Raw genomic sequence first — 16,673 nt, 5'->3', positions numbered from 1 at the left:
GAACCATGGAACCCTTGGAAAAAGTGTTGATATTTCAAGGTTCTAAGAGGTTCCATGATTAAGATTTTCGGTTCCATCAATGGTTCGCACCCATACATATTGAGCGCCATAACCCTTGATTTTCTTTTTCTGGCCGGAGTACACCCAGCCGCCGATCTTTTGCATGATTAGCTTGATTTTGTAACTGTCAGCCTGGCGCTCAAATTTACCCCGGTCGTTGCCGAAGCATTCACACCAGATTTCCATATTGCTGACGTACTCGCGCTGAATCTTGCCTTCCGGCCGCAATGGGTCGTCCGAGGAAAAGTAATGTTTCCGGCTGTACAAATCCATATCATACCAGCCTTCCGGCAGGAGCATATCGAGGTATTCGCGCACCACGCCTTCGCGCTCATCAGTTTCCAGCGCTGCCGTCTGTTCCGCTTTTGCTTGCTGGGCGACCTTTCCTTCAAGATAGAGTTTTTCTCCTTGCATCCAGTAGTGCTTTGCTTCAGCCCAGATCTGCGGCACATCAGTTTCGGGCAAATCCCAACCTTTATTACTGCCGCCCCAGACACGCACCACCCAGAAACGGCGATTGCCGGTGGTATCACGCAGGAATCCTGCGTTTTCCGCATTCGTAGAGCCGACGATAATACATTGGCGCGGATGGCTTTCGACTGTCCGCCCATAGGAGGGGCGGTACTGGTCGTCTTGTCGGGAGAGAAAGCCCTTGATGTTGTTGACGTCCATTTTCGATAGACCCGCTAATTCAGGAATTTCTACAATCCAAACACCCTGAATCTTCTCTGCAGCATCTTTGCCTTTGCCCATATCGGTAAAGTTTAGGCTATCGGAAAACCATTCTCCGGCCAGCCGGGCAAAGAAAGTGGATTTACCGAGGTCGGTCCGTCCGTTCAGCACCAGCATGGAGTCAAACTTGATGCCTGGCTGATAGATACGGGCCACCGCCGCCGCGAGGGTTTTACGGGTGACCATTCTGGTATACTCCGAATCCTCCGCGCCAAAATATTTAACCAGCAAGGTTTCCACACGATTGACGCCATCCCATTCGGGCAGGTTGTCCAGGTAATCACGAATAGGATGGTAGGCGCGGTCATCTGCCACCTTGGTAAGCGCAAGCTCATAGTTGCGGGAAGAAAACGTGCCGTAGGTTTTATCCACATAAGCAACCAGCTGCGCCATATCCGCATCCCGCCATGGCTGATACGGACGTTCCCACGGCAGAGCGTCATCACCATATATTTGATTGGCAAGCCGGTTATACCGGATGCCTTGCAGCTTGGGGTCGTTTTTTAGGATGAGCAGCAGGTTGCCAAGGGAGTTTTTAAGCACGGTAGAGCGTGGCTCATACTCCAGTTTTTTCTCCCAGTCCGTATCTACCACGGCAAATTCAGCCGAAGCCTGTGTCCGGCGTTCTTCTGCCAATAGCAGTTTTACACGCTCGTCATTTACAGCAAGCTCCGACATTGCCTTATAGGACGGTAGCTTATTTACCGGGGTATCTTCTGCGGACTTATCGTCAAGGCTTCGAAATTTATGGAGCCGTACCAGGTCAAACGCATTTAACAGTTTTCCGCAGACGGGGTCGGTGGCATGATGGCTATAGGCGAACGCGCTATCATAGATAACCACGCCCGCGCTGCTGTCAGCAGGTATATAGTCGTATCTGCCGTTCATAGCGGATGGCTCATATACATCGGAGAGGAAGGTGTCGATTGCGTCTTCAACAGTATAGGCACGGTTGAACGCACCGATGATACCCGGCTTGGTAAGCGGATTACCGGCTTCGGCGACACCACTTCGCGCCACCTCGGATTGGCGGCTGGAGCGCGGCCATGTGGACTCGTCCTGCCAATCGTCATAGCGTGCAAGATATATATCCGGGTCAAGATTGCTGCCATCTTTTTTCTGAAACCAGAATTCACCGTTCATCGAAGTAGACGGCCAGTACATGAGCCGGTGGGCTTCATAGGTTGTATCGTCGAACAGGTCTATTCCAATGTCCTTTGCTACCACCCGGGCTACCGCAGGATATTCCGCTTCGCTAACATCGCGGGAAAGTGGGATGGCAAGGCGGATACGAGGCTTTTCAGGAGTATGCTTATGGGTGGAGTAGGCACAGCACTTGAAACTGTACTTCATAATGACTGCATCCCAAATGCCCGGCGTTCCGTAGTCCATATCTAAAAGAATCATGGAGCGGCAGAGTACAAAGCCCTTTTTGCGCCTACCTTCGCGCAAATGACCGGCTACATAACCGCCTACATCCTTGATAGCATCCTGCTGACCTTTTTTCAGTTTGCGGTATTCCTCCACGGTTTCCGTCGTGCGGACGGTGGAACTGACTCGCATGCAGAAATCCTCCCAGGATATGTCGCTGTTTTTCCACTTCTTATCCATGCGACTATTGCCATAAGAAATCTTCATCCTGAAACCTCCCTGCAGTCCTCAGAAAAATATCTAATAGTGTATTTCTTTCGCTTGGCTCTCTCAATCTCTGCCTTCATGCCGGAGGAGATATAAGTGCCAAACACCCAGACTTCAGCGCATTTTGCCATGAGTACATTGCCAAAGAATAATCCTAGGCTGCGTTCTGACAGGTTATTGTCATCTAAAAACTGAGGATATAGCAGGTGCGGTGTGATAGGGATATATCCCATATCAACCGCAAACCGGCTATATCGCCTGGCAGACTTGATGTTGTTTCCGATATCCCCGGAGTAGGGGGAACAGATATATACAAGGGGCCGAAAAGCTTTAGCGGCTTTTTCCTCTTGCTCTATAGATGTTAAAGCTTCATAGGCGGTGGGGTCATAGTAGCCTTCTAAGTTGTATTTGTCGGTGCTCATAGCGTCACCTCACACTTTTGGGGAAGGAACAGGGTTTCCAACACTTCATAGGCATAACTGTTGGTGAACTTAAAACGGTCATCATTCGTTTGGCACTTTTGAATTTCATAACCGTGCTGGCGTGAATATGCTGATGCTGCCCGACCGTTACGCTGGCAAGTTTTCATGTCCCATCCCATATTGAAGTGCTGGTTGAATTTCATAATTGTCCAAAATTTCTCGGATTCATTGAGCCTTATAGCTAATTCCTCATTTTGGGCAGCCAATTTGGCATTTTTCATCTGTTCCTCTTTAAGCTGTGTTAAAAGCCGAATGCCGAAGTCAGGATCGGCAAGTATTTTATCAATGGTTGTCTCCGTCATATATGTGCCATGCTTGCGGATAGAGGGGAGAACTTCGTCAAACACCCAGCGTTCAAAACGAATGGCACCGGGAAGGTTAGAGCGGATAATGAGACGGTAAAGGTCGCCTTCGGGTATGAAAGTTTTTTCAATCGTTTTATTTGGATTTTGCGGATGGGGTACTCCCTGTTTTAGGGAGTACCTACAATGCATCGCTATTGCATTATGTGGTTTGGCATACCCCAAAATGGTGGCGCATTCCGTTGCTGGGAAATAGGCCTTGTCATTAATCATTAACACACTTAATGAGCCGAATTCACTGTTGTTGAAAATCTGTATTTGGTTATTCATAGCGACCCTCCAATCTTGACCCGCTGCATTTCTGGCAGTAAACCGTTGTGCCATACAGGTCACCCTCGTCATCGCTGAATAATTCTGCTAGGTTAATTTCTACCTCACACCCACAGCCGGGGCAGGTACAGAACACATTGTCATCGTGGATTTCCACAATTACCTCAACCGCGTCGCTGATCTTTTCTCTTACATAAAACATGTTTTTACCTCCCATCTTGAAGGCATCATTGCCCTCTACCATCCACAGGACAGGAGGCACGGTTTTGAGTACTTTATATCAGTCCTTTTTATAAAAATATGTTTCATATCCGTCCGCTCGCAATAAAAGGCCTTTTGCCCAGGGCGGGGTTTGGCCCATTTGATTGCATACAGCCTCAGTGGACATACGGTGATCAGCTTCGATAACAATCTCATCGTGGACGTGCATCACGATGGCGCAGTCTCGAAGATTCTGCATGGCATAGCAGAGGATATCCCGGCTTACTGCCTGGACGATGTTTTCCACAAACTTCGGGCCATAGCTATCGATCCGCTCCCATTTCTTTGTGCCGCCGACACCTTCGTAGGTGACGCAGTCTGATCCAAATCGGTTTTCTCCAATACGCGGTTTCACATATGAAAGACGCCTACCGGATGGAAGAATGATAAAGAGCATTCCGCTCTGATAGAAAAAGCGGATGCCATGTGTCGCTGTGGTGGAACGCTCGTTGACCGCCGTCATAGCGGCACGGTCGATATCCCACCAAAGTCGCACAATATTGGGGTTCGACGACCTCCAGGCGGAAACAAGTGGTTGGAGTTCTTCCTCTTCAAGCCCCATCTCAATTGCACCCATAGCTTTGAGAGCGCCGACTGATCCGCCGTATCCGAGAGCGAGTTCGGCGATTTTACCTTTTTGTCGCAGGTGGCTGTTGACACCGTTTTTTTCTACAGGAACATGGAACATCTGGGAAGCGGAAGCACAGTAGATATCACCGCCGGATTCAAAAACTTCCTGCCGCCATTTTTCACTTGCAAGCCAGGCGATGACCCTTGCTTCAATTGCCGAGAAGTCAGCCACAATGAATTTACAGCCGCTTTTTGGGATAAATGATGTACGGATGAGTTCTGACAGCACATTTGGTACAGATTCGTAGAGCATTTCCAAAGCCGCGAGGTTGCCAGACCGCACAAGGTTTCGAGCCTGTTCCAGGTCGGGCATGTGGTTCTGGGGCAAATTTTGTAATTGTATTAATCTGCCAGCCCATCTGCCGGTTCGATTGGCCCCGTAAAACTGGAACATCCCACGAGCGCGGCCGTCAGCGCAGACGGCGTTTTCCATTGCAACATATTTCTTAATTGATGACTTTGCCAGTGACTGCCTGAGTTCCAGCACCTTACCGAGCGATTCCGGTGCGGTTTTCAGCAGTTCTGCCACAGCCTTCTTGCCAAGCGAATTGGTTTCAAGGCCGTGGTCGGAAAGCCATTGCTTCAACTGAACCACAGAATTTGGATTCTCGACTTTGGTCAGTTCCCGTAACATACGGGTCAGTTCGGAGCGTGAACTTTTATCCATATCAATGGCTTGACGCACAAGAGCCATATCCAGTGCTACACCACGGTCGTTGATCTCCTGGTCGAGGTGATATTCCTCCCAAACTTCCTCCGGCACGGGGAATTTTGCCAACTTCTTTTTTATGGCCATCTCGGATTCCACATCACGACGGTTATAGGCTATGAATGACGCCCACTTATCCGGAGCATCGGTTGGCAGATTGCGAGTGCGACCACCGTTTGCGGCGGTAGATTTGCATGGTTGGCAAAAGTAGCGGATAAGGTCCTTGCCTTCCGTCAGCTTCTGCTTTTCCAAGCCCAGAACGGCACCGGCTCCCTCCAGGGAAAGGGGTAGCCCCATGTATGCCGACCACACCATCGTGCAGCGCCAGGATTTTGGATTAAGATATTGACCTGCGGGTAAACCTAACCACTTTGACAAGCAGATGCGTTCAAACTGGGCGTTGAAAGCCCATTTTGTCACGTCTTCATCCATAAGCGCATCAACGACTTCGGTTGGAATTGTTTCGTCGCTCGTGAGGTCAACCACCCGAACCTCGCCGCCATCAACAGAATAGCCGAAGAGCAGGATTGCAAAATCCGGTGATTCCGCATAGCGATAGACCCCGCTTTTGGCGAGGTCTACAGTGCTGTACGTTTCTATGTCGATACTGAGCGCCCTCACGAGAGGAAGTCCTCATCGATCTCGGTGGCGAAATCGTCCTCAGCTCTGGACTTGCCGCCAAGAGGTTCACCATCCCGGATTTTCTGTAGATTGTTCAGTCCGCAGGCAATACCTTTGTTACCGTTGCTATTAAAGGCATAGAAGTTGATACTAGCCCTGCCGTAAACTCCGCTGTAAACCTCAGAACGTTCAAGGATGGGCTGGAGGTTGGCGTCTACGATACCGGGCGCGGTTGCAGAGTTAGCGTTGATAAAGTAGGCGTTGGCATAGGCGGGATCATCCGGCCGTTCGGTATCGCCGTCACGCAATGGTGTCTTGATAGCGGAAAGGGGCGGCATAGTTTTGCCGTTGCCTTTCAGCTTAGCCTCACCCTCACGGTAGGCTGCTTCAATTGCAGCTTTAATTTTTGCTATGGTGCGAGTGTCGGACTTGGGGATGATGAGCGATACAGAGAACTTCGGAGTGCCTCCGTTAATGGACTTAGCCTCCCAGACGTTGGCATAAGACCAGCGGGTGTCGGGTCCGGTTATAACCTTCATAGGATTACTATTGACTTTGTTTGAATTATTTGACATAAGATTTTCCTCCTTAAAATTCACTAAAATCTTGTTGCGCGGTGGCGATTGCCGGGCGTTTATCGCTTTCTGGCACAAGCGTTGGTTTGCCTAGAGGTTTTTCAATGTAGCCGCCGAGAACTTCTTCAAAACGTTTTTTGCCGAGTAGAGAGATCATAGCGGTGATACCCAGAACTTTGCGTTCGTAGGGGTCAAATCCAGCCGCGCTGACTGCATCAGCCACCGCAGCCTCGTCAGTGTATCTGCGGTTGGATCGGCCTTCGACCAATTTCCACCCGTTCCATTGCTTACCACCTAGGGCAGCGCGCAGAGCATAGTCTTTGATGTCGTTGGCCCATGAGATTAGGCTGTCGATTTTGCCAAGGATATCTTCAACCTCATCGTTCTCCAACAGAGGGGGAAGCTTGAAGTCATATCGGGCGAGTTCCAGATTACGTTCGGCTCTAGCACGGCACTCGTGCTTCACTTTGCAGAACATGCACCATTCGCCACAGTTGAATTCTCCGTCCCCAGCGTAAGCTAGTTCGGCAGTTGGCTTCAAAACTTCCTCAGCCCATTGGTACAAGGATTCCTTGAATACCGTGTAGGTGGACACGTTATCGCGCCTGGGTTGGTAGATGGTCATGGAAACCGTATCGATGTCGTAGATACCATCGAAAATCTCCAAAGCTCCCAGTGCATACAGCTTCATTTGCGGGTTATCCTCTGCTTCTACCCGTACTCCTTGTCCGTGTTTATAATCCACGATGTGGAGTGTACCGTCCGCGATAACTAAACAGTCGCCGGTACCGAAGCCGCCCTCAACGTATTTGGAAAAGTCGAGCCGCTGTTCGATAAGAACAACCGGGTCGGCACAGCTTTGTTTGGCCATTTCAACCAGTTCGAGGATATAGGCGGCATAGCCGTTGGCGCAGTCCTCCATCGCCGCGTTGTAAAAAGAAAGGTCAGCGGTGGGGTCTTTGGCACGGATACCGAGTGCGACCTTCAGCTTGTACTCGCAGAGCATATGGGCCGACGTTCCTTCAGCGGCATATTCGCTGCCCTTGTCCTCATAATTCTCGCAGAGCCTAGCGGAAGGAGGACAGTTCAGCCACCTATGAGAGGAGGAAGCCGAAAGGAGAGCGTGGCCCAGGCCAGCTTCTCTTGTGTCTACGGCACAATTGACCTTCTGTTTACTCATTTCCCAGCACCTCAGCTTCCGCAAGCAGTGCCGGATATTCCGCGGGATCGATTTCCGACAACTTCGCAGCGCCGTGCTTTTCCAGTAGGTCCCGAACTTTGGCGGTGTGACCGGACCGGCTCTTTTCTGCAAGAACAGCTCTGACCGCTTCAAGGCTGATTGGCTTTTCATCCGGTGCAGGGACTTCCGCTTCCGGCTGATCCGTAGTATGGGCATCACCGTTACCGCTAAACAAGTCAGCAAGCGACTCCGATATACTGATAAGCGCTTCGCCGCAGCGCTTTAGCTCAGTAACCACAAGAGAAAGTTCACTCATCTTGCTCATCCGAGTTTCCTCCTTCCGCCCTTTTTCTGTCCTGCCGGGAAAGCATCGTTAGCTTCCGGGCAAGGCGTTTTGACACCACACTGATTGCCGTGAGGACATCCGCCAATTCCTCATCCATCTCACGGTCGCGGATTTCGGTGTCGGTTTGTTGCGCTTGTTTTTCCATTTTTGAACCTCCGTTCCGAGGGGTGCTTTTCTTCCCTCACCATCCACAGGACAGAAGTTGGAAAGTTGAGTACTTTTTTTTAGAAATTTTCTTGATGGTGATGCCCTCTGATATCCGTAGGAAACCAGAGGGCGTGATTGTAAGATCAGATAAAGTCCTTGAGACGCTCCCGCAACTGGGCGAACAGTTTTGTTTTTCGTTTATTAATAGCTTTCTGAGAAAGGCCGATATCGCTGGCAATTTCCCGCTCTGACTTGCCGACGCTGAAGAGTTCCATGATCCTGCGGTTATCCGGATCGAGTTCATCTAAAGCGGCATAAAGCTCTTCGAGGAGCAGCTTGTCCGCAACTAGTTCGGCAATGTCAACGGTATCGGCTACCTCAAGGCCATCCTCGGTGAACTTGTCCAGGGATAGTACACTGCCTGTCCGCTGTTTTTCGCATTTGCTGCAGTCCCTGTTGCAGCGGTTGCCGTTTTCATCACGGCAGCGTTTTTCGCGTTCCTTGCGCTTGTGTTCAGCCCATGCCGGACGTTTATAGGCACGGTAAACCTCTTCTGTTACGGGGATTTGCTGTCCATCGATTTCGATGTAACGCTGAGTGGTTGTCTGATGATTGTCATTGATTGGCATTTAATTTCCTCCTGTGATTTGAAATGAGTGAGCAATCGCAGGGAGGAAATTTTATGGCTTAATATATAGGGCACACTTATGGCATTGATTTCCAGGAAAGTGCGTGATACAATGATTTAGTGGGAATTGGTATGAATTGCTTTTAAGCTTTAATGCACCAAATCCATCGGTTTGAAGGAATAAAAAAAGCCCCCTGCGATCTCTCACAGGAGCTACCTAATAGTCCACAAAGTTATGGGGCAATCGTTGTTACGGTTAATAAAGTCAATAAGGTTAACAAGTTTCAAGGGAGGCATAATTTATGAAAAATGATTATCCGCGGCTTTGTGGCGGGACGTTCTTATCTCTGGTACTGCAAGCCCTAAAACAGCGCACAAGCGCCCGTGGACATATTGTCAGCGAGCGAGACGGCCTTTCTAATCCCGAAGTGCTTAGCGGGTTGATTCGGGTTATTAACCCTGACTTTAAAAAACCTAATAAAGATACTTTTGATACAAATACCTCGAATTATATAAAATGCAAAATATCGAGAGGGACTTATTTCCCGTTTGATGAACCAGCAATGATAGATTATTTCGACAAACTCGTAAAGAACGACTATCAAGCTGCACTCACAAATATGTCCGATTTTGTAGATACTTTCATAGAAGTAGGAACAGCCGTCGGCAAAGATGTGCGGCTCGTAAAAGCACTGATTGAACTAATTGCTGCTGATGAAAGCATCGGAGGGGAAGAGCAGTTCTACAGTTGTGAAAATGGACAATTTTTAACAAAAACAGATTTGTTTGAGGTAAAGGAAGTATGCCTTCCAGCTTTTTTACTGGGAATCTGGCATTATATTCTTATTAATAGGAAAGAAAACACTGTAGGTATAGAAACTTACAATAGATGGCATAAAGCCCCGGAGGAACGTCGAGGGAAGTGGACTTTTATTGGTTCAAACGGTGCGAGCATAACCCGTGATATTAAAGTGAACTTTCGTAGCGAGCCTGTAGAAAATATGGCTTCAGCTGACGAATCGCCAGCCCCTGATCAATCGTCAGATTCCCGAGGACATTCGCTGTTACCTGTGACAACATCTGACAGTACAGACCCGAAACGTATTACCGTCAACAATTATGGGACAGTTCAGAATCAGAAGTTCATCTCTATAGAAACGATGAACGGAGACATAAATCTATGAGTGAAAATAGTATGGGAAATGTAGATAATCGTGCCAACATCGGCAATCAAACGATAATTAATATTCAAAATATGCCGGGGAATATTGTATTGCCCGATAGTAAAGTTAAATCGGGTAATACCCCATCTGGAGTACCTGGAGTAAAAAATGACTCTGTTTATTATGACGAAGAATTTGATGGTCGTGTCTTAATGCTCGACCGTGCTTTACGCCGTCTCAGCGAAACCATAGAAAAAGGTGATAAAAAACAGAGTGAAACAGTTGTTTGCAGGTTTGTCGATAATCTTAATGAAACTGTTTCTCAAAGTAAGCGACTTATCAATATAGTTGGAGAACTAAAAACATTTGTAGAAAATATAACAAAACTAGCCGAAGAGTGGGCTGTTGCAGCTAAAGAGGCCGAAACAGACACTGAAGAAAGCGGAAAACCGCTCGGGCTGGTATTTGAAGATATAAAGTCTGCCTTGCATTTCTATTTCGATTTTCGACAGGAGTATTTACTGAAGAGAAAATTTACGTTGCCGCAAAATGCAACGCCTATAGAGCGCATGCTCACGATATTCAAACAAACGGTTTCTGATTACCGTATCTACGATTTTGTTTATACCGATCCATGTGTGTCGTTGTCTGCCGATTTGGAAATGGATGTGGAGTATTTTGTTGCGGTTATTAAAGATAAGTTATTGCTGCCGTTCGCTTATTTGCAAAAAGACCCACTGTTTTTAAAAATCAGTGGGTTTGTGCAAACCATGGAGGCTTACAATACATATTTATCAAACCATATGCGTCCAATGAATGATCACAGAGCGGATACTTACGTTCCGTTACACCGTGAGGACAATATCAGCTGGGCCGCAGAATTTCAGGAAAATACCTTAAACTTCCGTAAGGAGCTTGACCGCATTTTCGGTGAAATTACGAATGGGGAAACCTTGTTCATATACGATGTTAGTGAAGATTGTAGCGGTTCGATACCGTTCTTTAAATACCTTTCCGCAGTGAAAGAATATTATAGGAAGCTGAAAACCCTCCTTTACGACAAGACGCCGAAAGAATTCTACAGTTTTTATGTCTGCAATGACTTGAAGTATAATCAAAAAGCCATAGGAAACATAAGCGCAGCCAGACTTTGTTCGTTGTCGCATTTCATCATCATCTCTGGTATAGGGGGCCTGGGGAAGTCGATGATGATGCGCCATCTACTGCTTAACGCGATTGACAACTATGACGAATTAAAATTTTTGCCTATTTTTATCCAGTTGAAAGATTACGGTGAATCAACAGGCGACCTGCATGACTATGTATATTCGGCGGTGAAACGCTTTGATGAAAATATCACAAGCGAACAGTTGACCGCCATCCTCGAAAGCGGTTCGTGCCTTTTGCTATTTGATGGATTAGACGAAATCATATCTGCCTTATCAACGCGGTTCGTTCGAGAATTAGAAAGTTTTGTATGCCATTACCCTCAAAGCTACTTCGTCCTTTCTTCCCGCCCGTTCCGCCAGTTTGTCGCGCTAAATAACTTTTGCGAATTAGAGTTACAACCGTTCAGCAAAATGCAAGCATTGAAAATGATAGACAACTTCAAGTTTAGCGAGGACGAAAGAAAAATTAAGGAGAGTTTTCGCAATCAGTTGGAACATGAGCTGTGGTATAGCCATAGGGAATTCGCCGAGAATCCTTTGCTTCTCACTATTATGCTAATGTCATTTGAAGAGTATTCGATAGTACCGTTGAAAATGTATAAGTTCTATGAGATGGCATTTGAGACGCTTGCCAGAAAGCACGATGACGCTAAACTACTTGTCCGCGAGTTCAAGTCCGGGTTGTCAAAGGATGTAATTGCCGACTATTTGGCGAAGATTTGCTTTCTATCATATAAGGATGAAAAATACGAATTGACTGGAAACGAATTCAAATTTTATTTCGACCAATGTCAGAATAACACATCTTCAAAAATCAATGCTGATGATTTTCTGTTTGACGTCAGCAACAATCTCTGTTTGTTACTTCATGAGGGCGGTAAATATCGTTTCATTCATCGCTCTTTCCAAGAATACTTTTGCGCGAAAAATCTGAAAAATGGCTTTGAAAAAGTGTCGACGGATAAAAAAGAATTAATGTCAGCCGGGCTTATCAGGTTCTTCGACCGCTTCGATAACAGCGACGATAAAGTGCTTGATATGCTTTATGATATGGTACCGGAAAAGACAGAGGAATTTATCATTATACCTTACTTAGAAAATCTAGTTGGTGATAACCCCGTTGAGGATGAAGATGGGTATTGGGCGTTCCTTGAAAAGGTGTACCCAAGTATTAAGGTTTGTCATGAATACCATGAGCATTACGAAATTGATAGTGAGACCGGTGAGTATACTGACGAATCTTATTACGATTTCAGCATTGATGACAACGGGGCATTTATGGCGAATTCGAAATTGTATTTTTTTATAATTGATACACTGATGGGTTTTGACACTGATAATAGTACGTACTATGACAACGAAGATATTATGGATAAGGTGCCGCAGATAATTAAAGAATTCAAACAAATAGAAGAGACAGAAGCTGACCAATGTAAACATAATGATGCCTCTGAAATAGAGCAGGAGATTTACGAATTTTCAACGTTTGTGAAAGTTGAAGATGATTACTGGTTTTCGGTAAGCGAGGTTCGTAAAAATCCAGAAAAACATGCTAACCTGCTTTCGGTAATTAATAGTAAGGATTTCACCTACAAAAAAGCTTATTATGCATTAAAAGAATATTTAAATGACCTGAAGTCCAAGCAACAGGCTACGGATGATGAGTGGACGGAGGTATTTCTTTAGTGAATTACAGCGAATTCAAAAGAATCGCGAACTATGGCGATGTTAAAAACCAAACGATAATCAATATAAACAAAGTGAACGGTAATATTGTTGGTGGTATATCAGGTGAATATAATCCTTCAGTGAAAGATTTTTATCGAAACTTGTTGGTTTATCTTGAGTCAAAACGCGTTTTATTTAACCCTGGCGCAGTAGAACAGAAAGAACACTGCATTGCCTCTGTGCTTGAAATGAAACAAACCTTGGCTAGCAGTGTTATGGGAATGAGTTTTACCGATAAAGAGCTACAGCCTATACGGGATATGATTGAAGCTTGCAATAATTATCTTGATAAAGTAGGCATTTTCAATGGTCATGGATTCATCATAGACCACCAGGATTGGGAATGGTTTAATATGTCACCCAACGGTGCTTTAGGAAGTTTACGGATGGGATTCCGTTCCGTAATAGAGAACATAGAAAGGGATTATGGTCTGAAATATAACAAGGAAATTAGATAACTGCCCTGAATACTGTCGTGTAGTCTGCAGAGGGCAATCCATAAGGAGGAACAACAATGACGAACCAGCCGGAAAAATGGTCCAGCCTTGAAGAAATTGCTGAGTATCTTGGCGTCAGCAAGGATACCATTCGCAATTGGATAAAAAAAGGCGTTATTCCTCATCGTAGGATAGGTAAGCAATACAAGTTTAAGATATCTGAAGTGGATGCTTGGGTTAATAGCGGCAAAAGCGCAAAGATTGAGTAAACGATAATAAACTTTGTAAACGAGGGAAAACATATGCAAATTCTTGACAACGTGACTAAAACCGTCAAAGATGACTTGGCGGCAACGGTATCAAAAGGTGATAAATTATCGATAGCCGCTGCTTGTTTTTCAATATATGCTTACCAAACGCTCAAAAAGCAGCTTGATGGGATTGACGAGCTGCGCTTTGTATTTACTTCACCGACCTTCTTAAAAGAAACAGCACCTAAGGAGAAGCGTGAGTTCTATATCCCTCGGCTTAATCGCGAACGATCTTTGTATGGCACGGAATTTGAAGTCAAGCTGCGTAATGAACTAACCCAGAAGGCGATTGCCCGCGAGTGTGCAGAGTGGATTCGGAAAAAGGTACGCTTCCGCTCTAACATAACCGGTGGAGCGATGAGCGGATTCCTTAGTGTGGTCAAACCCAATGAAGCAATAGCCTATTCGCCATTAAATTCGTTCACAACTTCGGACTTGGGGTGCGAGCGAGGCAACAACATAATGAACCTGGTCAACCGCATTGACGCTCCGCTTGCTGGAGAGTATGTTAAGATGTTCGAACAGATATGGAATGACAAGAACCTACTTCAGGATGTAACCGAACAGGTTATTGACGGCATCACAGCCGCCTACAACGAAAACTCGCCTGAGTTCATTTATTTTGTAGCCATTTATAATATTTTTAACGAGTTTCTTGAGGATATCAACGAGGACGTACTGCCGAACGAGGCGACAGGGTTCAAGGAAAGCAAAATATGGAGTAAACTATACAGTTTTCAAAAAGACGCGGCTCTTGCAATTATCAACAAACTGGAAAAGTACAACGGGTGTATCCTTGCCGACAGTGTCGGCTTAGGTAAGACATTCACTGCCTTGGCCGTCATAAAATACTACGAGCTCCGTAACCGCAACGTGCTGGTGCTTTGTCCGAAAAAACTAGGTGACAACTGGCTAACATTTAAAGAAAACTATCTCAATAATCCTATAGCCTTAGACCGACTGCGATATGACGTACTATACCACACTGACTTATCTCGAGAGCGTGGCTTTTCAGGGAGCATAGACCTCTCGAAACTCAACTGGAGCAACTACGACCTGGTAGTCATAGATGAATCGCATAACTTCCGTAATGGCGCCGATTATTCGGGGAGTGGTGAAGCCAAACGCGAGAACCGTTATCTGACCCTGTTGAACAAGGTCATCCGCAAAGGCGTGAAAACAAAAGTATTGATGCTTTCTGCGACGCCAGTCAACAGTAAGTTCTCCGACCTGCGGCATCAGCTTGAACTTGCTTACGAGGGCAACGCTGCACTCATAAATGACAAACTCGACACTGCAAAGCCGATTGATGTAATATTTCACAACGCTCAAACTGCCTTTAATAAATGGAGCAAACTCGACCCGGAAGAACGCACGACCGAGAACCTTCTTCGGTCACTCGACTTTGACTTCTTTACATTACTTGACAGCGTAACAATTGCACGTTCCCGTAAGCATATTGAGAAATACTATAACATAGAAGAAATAGGCAAGTTTCCAGAAAGAATGAAGCCGCTTGCCCTGCGCCCGAAATTGACCGACCTACCATCGGCGATTGACTACGATGAAATCTACGAACAGCTTATGCGGCTAAATCTTGCTGTATATATCCCAACCGACTTTCTGCTCGAAAGCCGCCGCGCCAAGTACATAGACCCGAGCGTAAACATTGACCGAGCCGGGCGCGAAATCGGCATTCGTCGCTTGATGTGTATCAATCTCCTAAAACGGCTTGAGAGTTCTGTATATTCATTCCGCATCACGATTGACCGGGTGAGGAAGCTGATAAACGGCACGATTGCCGACATCGATGCTTTCACTAGCGGTGGCAGCAAGATTATCAACACACAGGAAATCACTGATACTGAATTTGACGCCGACGACGCCAACACTGATTTTTTTGAGCATCAGGGTAAGAAACTGGACATCGACCTTGCCGATATGGACTATGTGTCCTGGCGTGAGAAGTTAGTCGAGGACTCTGAAACCCTCGAACTGCTCTCAATGATGATCGAGGACATCACCCCTGAATTCGACAGAAAACTACAAACATTGATAGGCATTATCTCAGACAAGATACAGCGGCCGTTTAATCCCGGCAACAAAAAAGTGTTGCTATTTTCTGCGTTTTCGGATACAGTTGACTACCTTTATTCCCAAATCGCTCCGCTCATGAAGCAGCGGTTCGGGATTGACGTGGCCATGATAACTGGCACGACAGACGGCAGGACAACTGTCAAACTGCCGCGCACTGATATGAACACAATACTGACATTGTTTTCGCCGCTTTCAAAGGACAAAGCTTTACTGATGCCCAATAACCCCGCCGAAATAGATATCCTCATCGCTACGGACTGTATATCCGAGGGGCAGAACCTTCAGGACTGCGACTTCTGCATCAATTACGACATCCATTGGAACCCCGTTCGCATTATCCAAAGATTCGGGCGCATTGACCGTATTGGTAGCTGCAACTCCAGGATTCAGCTGGTGAACTTTTGGCCTAATATCGATTTGGACAAGTACCTTGAATTAAAAGGCCGCGTTGAAACCCGAATGAAAGCTTCCGTTATGACGTCAACAGGCGACGACAACCCGATTGACCCCGAGGAGCAGGGCGACCTGGAATACCGAAAGGCGCAGCTTGAACGCCTGCAGAACGAGGTCGTGGACATCGAAGAAATGCAATCCGGCGTTTCGATTATGGACTTGGGTCTGAATGAGTTTAGGCTTGACCTGCTTGAATACATCAAGAACCACGATAACCTCGATAAAGTCCCATTCGGTCTTCATGCAGTTGTGAGAGGAAACGACGATGCGCCGGATGGTACAATATACATTTTAAAAAATCGCAATGCGGGCATCAACCCGCAGAACAAGAACCAGCTTCATCCGTTCTATATGGTGTACGTCCGTGATGGCTCGGTTATCCATATCGACCACCTGCAGCCGAAAAAACTCCTCGACGCTTTCAGGCGTCTATGCAAGGGTAAATCAGTTCCGGACCAAGAGCTTTGCCACCAATTCAATGCCGAAACGAAAGACGGCAGAAATATGCGCCATTATTCGGACCTTCTGTACTTTGCCGTAAAGTCCATCGTGGACTTGAACGAGGACAACTCTATCGACAGTTTTCTCTCCGGCAAACAGATATCCCTGGCTGCGAACACGATTGACGGTCTGGACGACTTTGAGCTGGTCTGCTTCCTGACCGTAAAGTGAGG

15 protein-coding genes are annotated in these 16,673 nt (G+C 46.5%); 5 read left to right on the top strand and 10 right to left on the bottom strand.

Annotated features, from left to right (window positions below; all coding sequences use genetic code 11):
• Window positions 1–42: 42 nt before the first annotated feature.
• From AWB54_RS00345 to AWB54_RS00300, 10 genes are all read right to left on the bottom strand, one after another.
• On the bottom strand, window positions 43–2,430 hold the full coding sequence (locus AWB54_RS00345; RefSeq protein ID WP_061212664.1) for a virulence-associated E family protein: 2,388 nt from the start codon (window positions 2,428–2,430) through the stop codon (window positions 43–45).
• Window positions 2,427–2,852 (bottom strand): DUF7768 domain-containing protein, encoded by a 426-nt coding sequence (locus AWB54_RS00340; RefSeq protein ID WP_061212663.1) that lies wholly within the window; start codon window positions 2,850–2,852, stop codon window positions 2,427–2,429. Before AWB54_RS00340 ends, AWB54_RS00345 begins: the two co-directional genes overlap by 4 nt.
• Window positions 2,849–3,544, bottom strand: a complete 696-nt coding sequence (locus AWB54_RS00335; protein ID WP_061212662.1) for a BRO-N domain-containing protein — start codon at window positions 3,542–3,544, stop codon at window positions 2,849–2,851. The genes AWB54_RS00340 and AWB54_RS00335 overlap by 4 nt, the downstream gene beginning before the upstream one ends.
• Entirely contained in the window at window positions 3,537–3,746 is a 210-nt protein-coding gene (locus AWB54_RS00330; RefSeq protein WP_061212661.1) for a hypothetical protein, read from the bottom strand. The genes AWB54_RS00335 and AWB54_RS00330 overlap by 8 nt, the downstream gene beginning before the upstream one ends.
• Window positions 3,747–3,824: 78 nt before the next feature.
• Window positions 3,825–5,765: a DNA polymerase gene (locus AWB54_RS00325; protein WP_061212660.1), complete on the bottom strand. Its 1,941-nt coding sequence runs from the start codon at window positions 5,763–5,765 to the stop codon at window positions 3,825–3,827.
• Window positions 5,762–6,340, bottom strand: a complete 579-nt coding sequence (locus AWB54_RS00320) for a DUF2815 family protein (RefSeq protein ID WP_061212659.1) — start codon at window positions 6,338–6,340, stop codon at window positions 5,762–5,764. The genes AWB54_RS00325 and AWB54_RS00320 overlap by 4 nt, the downstream gene beginning before the upstream one ends.
• Window positions 6,341–6,353: 13 nt before the next feature.
• Window positions 6,354–7,520 carry a DUF2800 domain-containing protein gene (locus tag AWB54_RS00315; RefSeq protein WP_061212658.1) on the bottom strand — a complete coding sequence of 389 codons (1,167 nt, stop codon included), beginning with the start codon at window positions 7,518–7,520 and terminating at the stop codon, window positions 6,354–6,356.
• Window positions 7,513–7,845: a hypothetical protein gene (locus AWB54_RS00310; protein ID WP_061212657.1), complete on the bottom strand. Its 333-nt coding sequence runs from the start codon at window positions 7,843–7,845 to the stop codon at window positions 7,513–7,515. Before AWB54_RS00310 ends, AWB54_RS00315 begins: the two co-directional genes overlap by 8 nt.
• Window positions 7,829–8,011, bottom strand: coding sequence for a hypothetical protein (locus AWB54_RS00305; RefSeq protein WP_061212656.1), 183 nt, complete (start codon window positions 8,009–8,011; stop codon window positions 7,829–7,831). The genes AWB54_RS00310 and AWB54_RS00305 overlap by 17 nt, the downstream gene beginning before the upstream one ends.
• 145 nt (window positions 8,012–8,156) lie before the next feature.
• Entirely contained in the window at window positions 8,157–8,642 is a 486-nt protein-coding gene (locus AWB54_RS00300; protein ID WP_061212655.1) for a sigma factor-like helix-turn-helix DNA-binding protein, read from the bottom strand.
• 301 nt (window positions 8,643–8,943) lie between these two features.
• Here AWB54_RS00300 and AWB54_RS00295 point away from each other — a divergent pair, with 301 nt between their 5' ends.
• The 5 genes from AWB54_RS00295 to AWB54_RS00275 are packed head-to-tail and all read left to right on the top strand — an operon-like array spanning window position 8,944 to window position 16,671.
• Window positions 8,944–9,825: a hypothetical protein gene (locus AWB54_RS00295; protein WP_061212654.1), complete on the top strand. Its 882-nt coding sequence runs from the start codon at window positions 8,944–8,946 to the stop codon at window positions 9,823–9,825.
• Complete coding sequence (locus AWB54_RS00290) at window positions 9,822–12,659, top strand: NACHT domain-containing protein (RefSeq protein ID WP_061212653.1); 2,838 nt, start codon at window positions 9,822–9,824, stop codon at window positions 12,657–12,659. Before AWB54_RS00295 ends, AWB54_RS00290 begins: the two co-directional genes overlap by 4 nt.
• The gene (locus AWB54_RS00285; protein WP_061212652.1) at window positions 12,659–13,159 is read left to right on the top strand and encodes a DUF6650 family protein; all 501 of its coding nucleotides are present in this window, start codon (window positions 12,659–12,661) and stop codon (window positions 13,157–13,159) included. The genes AWB54_RS00290 and AWB54_RS00285 overlap by 1 nt, the downstream gene beginning before the upstream one ends.
• A gap of 56 nt (window positions 13,160–13,215) precedes the next feature.
• Window positions 13,216–13,407: a helix-turn-helix domain-containing protein gene (locus AWB54_RS00280; RefSeq protein ID WP_061212651.1), complete on the top strand. Its 192-nt coding sequence runs from the start codon at window positions 13,216–13,218 to the stop codon at window positions 13,405–13,407.
• Window positions 13,408–13,440: 33 nt separating this feature from the next.
• Complete coding sequence (locus AWB54_RS00275; protein WP_061212650.1) at window positions 13,441–16,671, top strand: helicase-related protein; 3,231 nt, start codon at window positions 13,441–13,443, stop codon at window positions 16,669–16,671.
• Window positions 16,672–16,673: the final 2 nt, after the last annotated feature.

It is taken from the genome of Syntrophomonas wolfei subsp. methylbutyratica (genome assembly GCF_001570625.1).
GTDB lineage: Bacteria > Bacillota > Syntrophomonadia > Syntrophomonadales > Syntrophomonadaceae > Syntrophomonas > Syntrophomonas methylbutyratica.
This window is presented reverse-complemented; position numbering and strand designations above follow the sequence as displayed.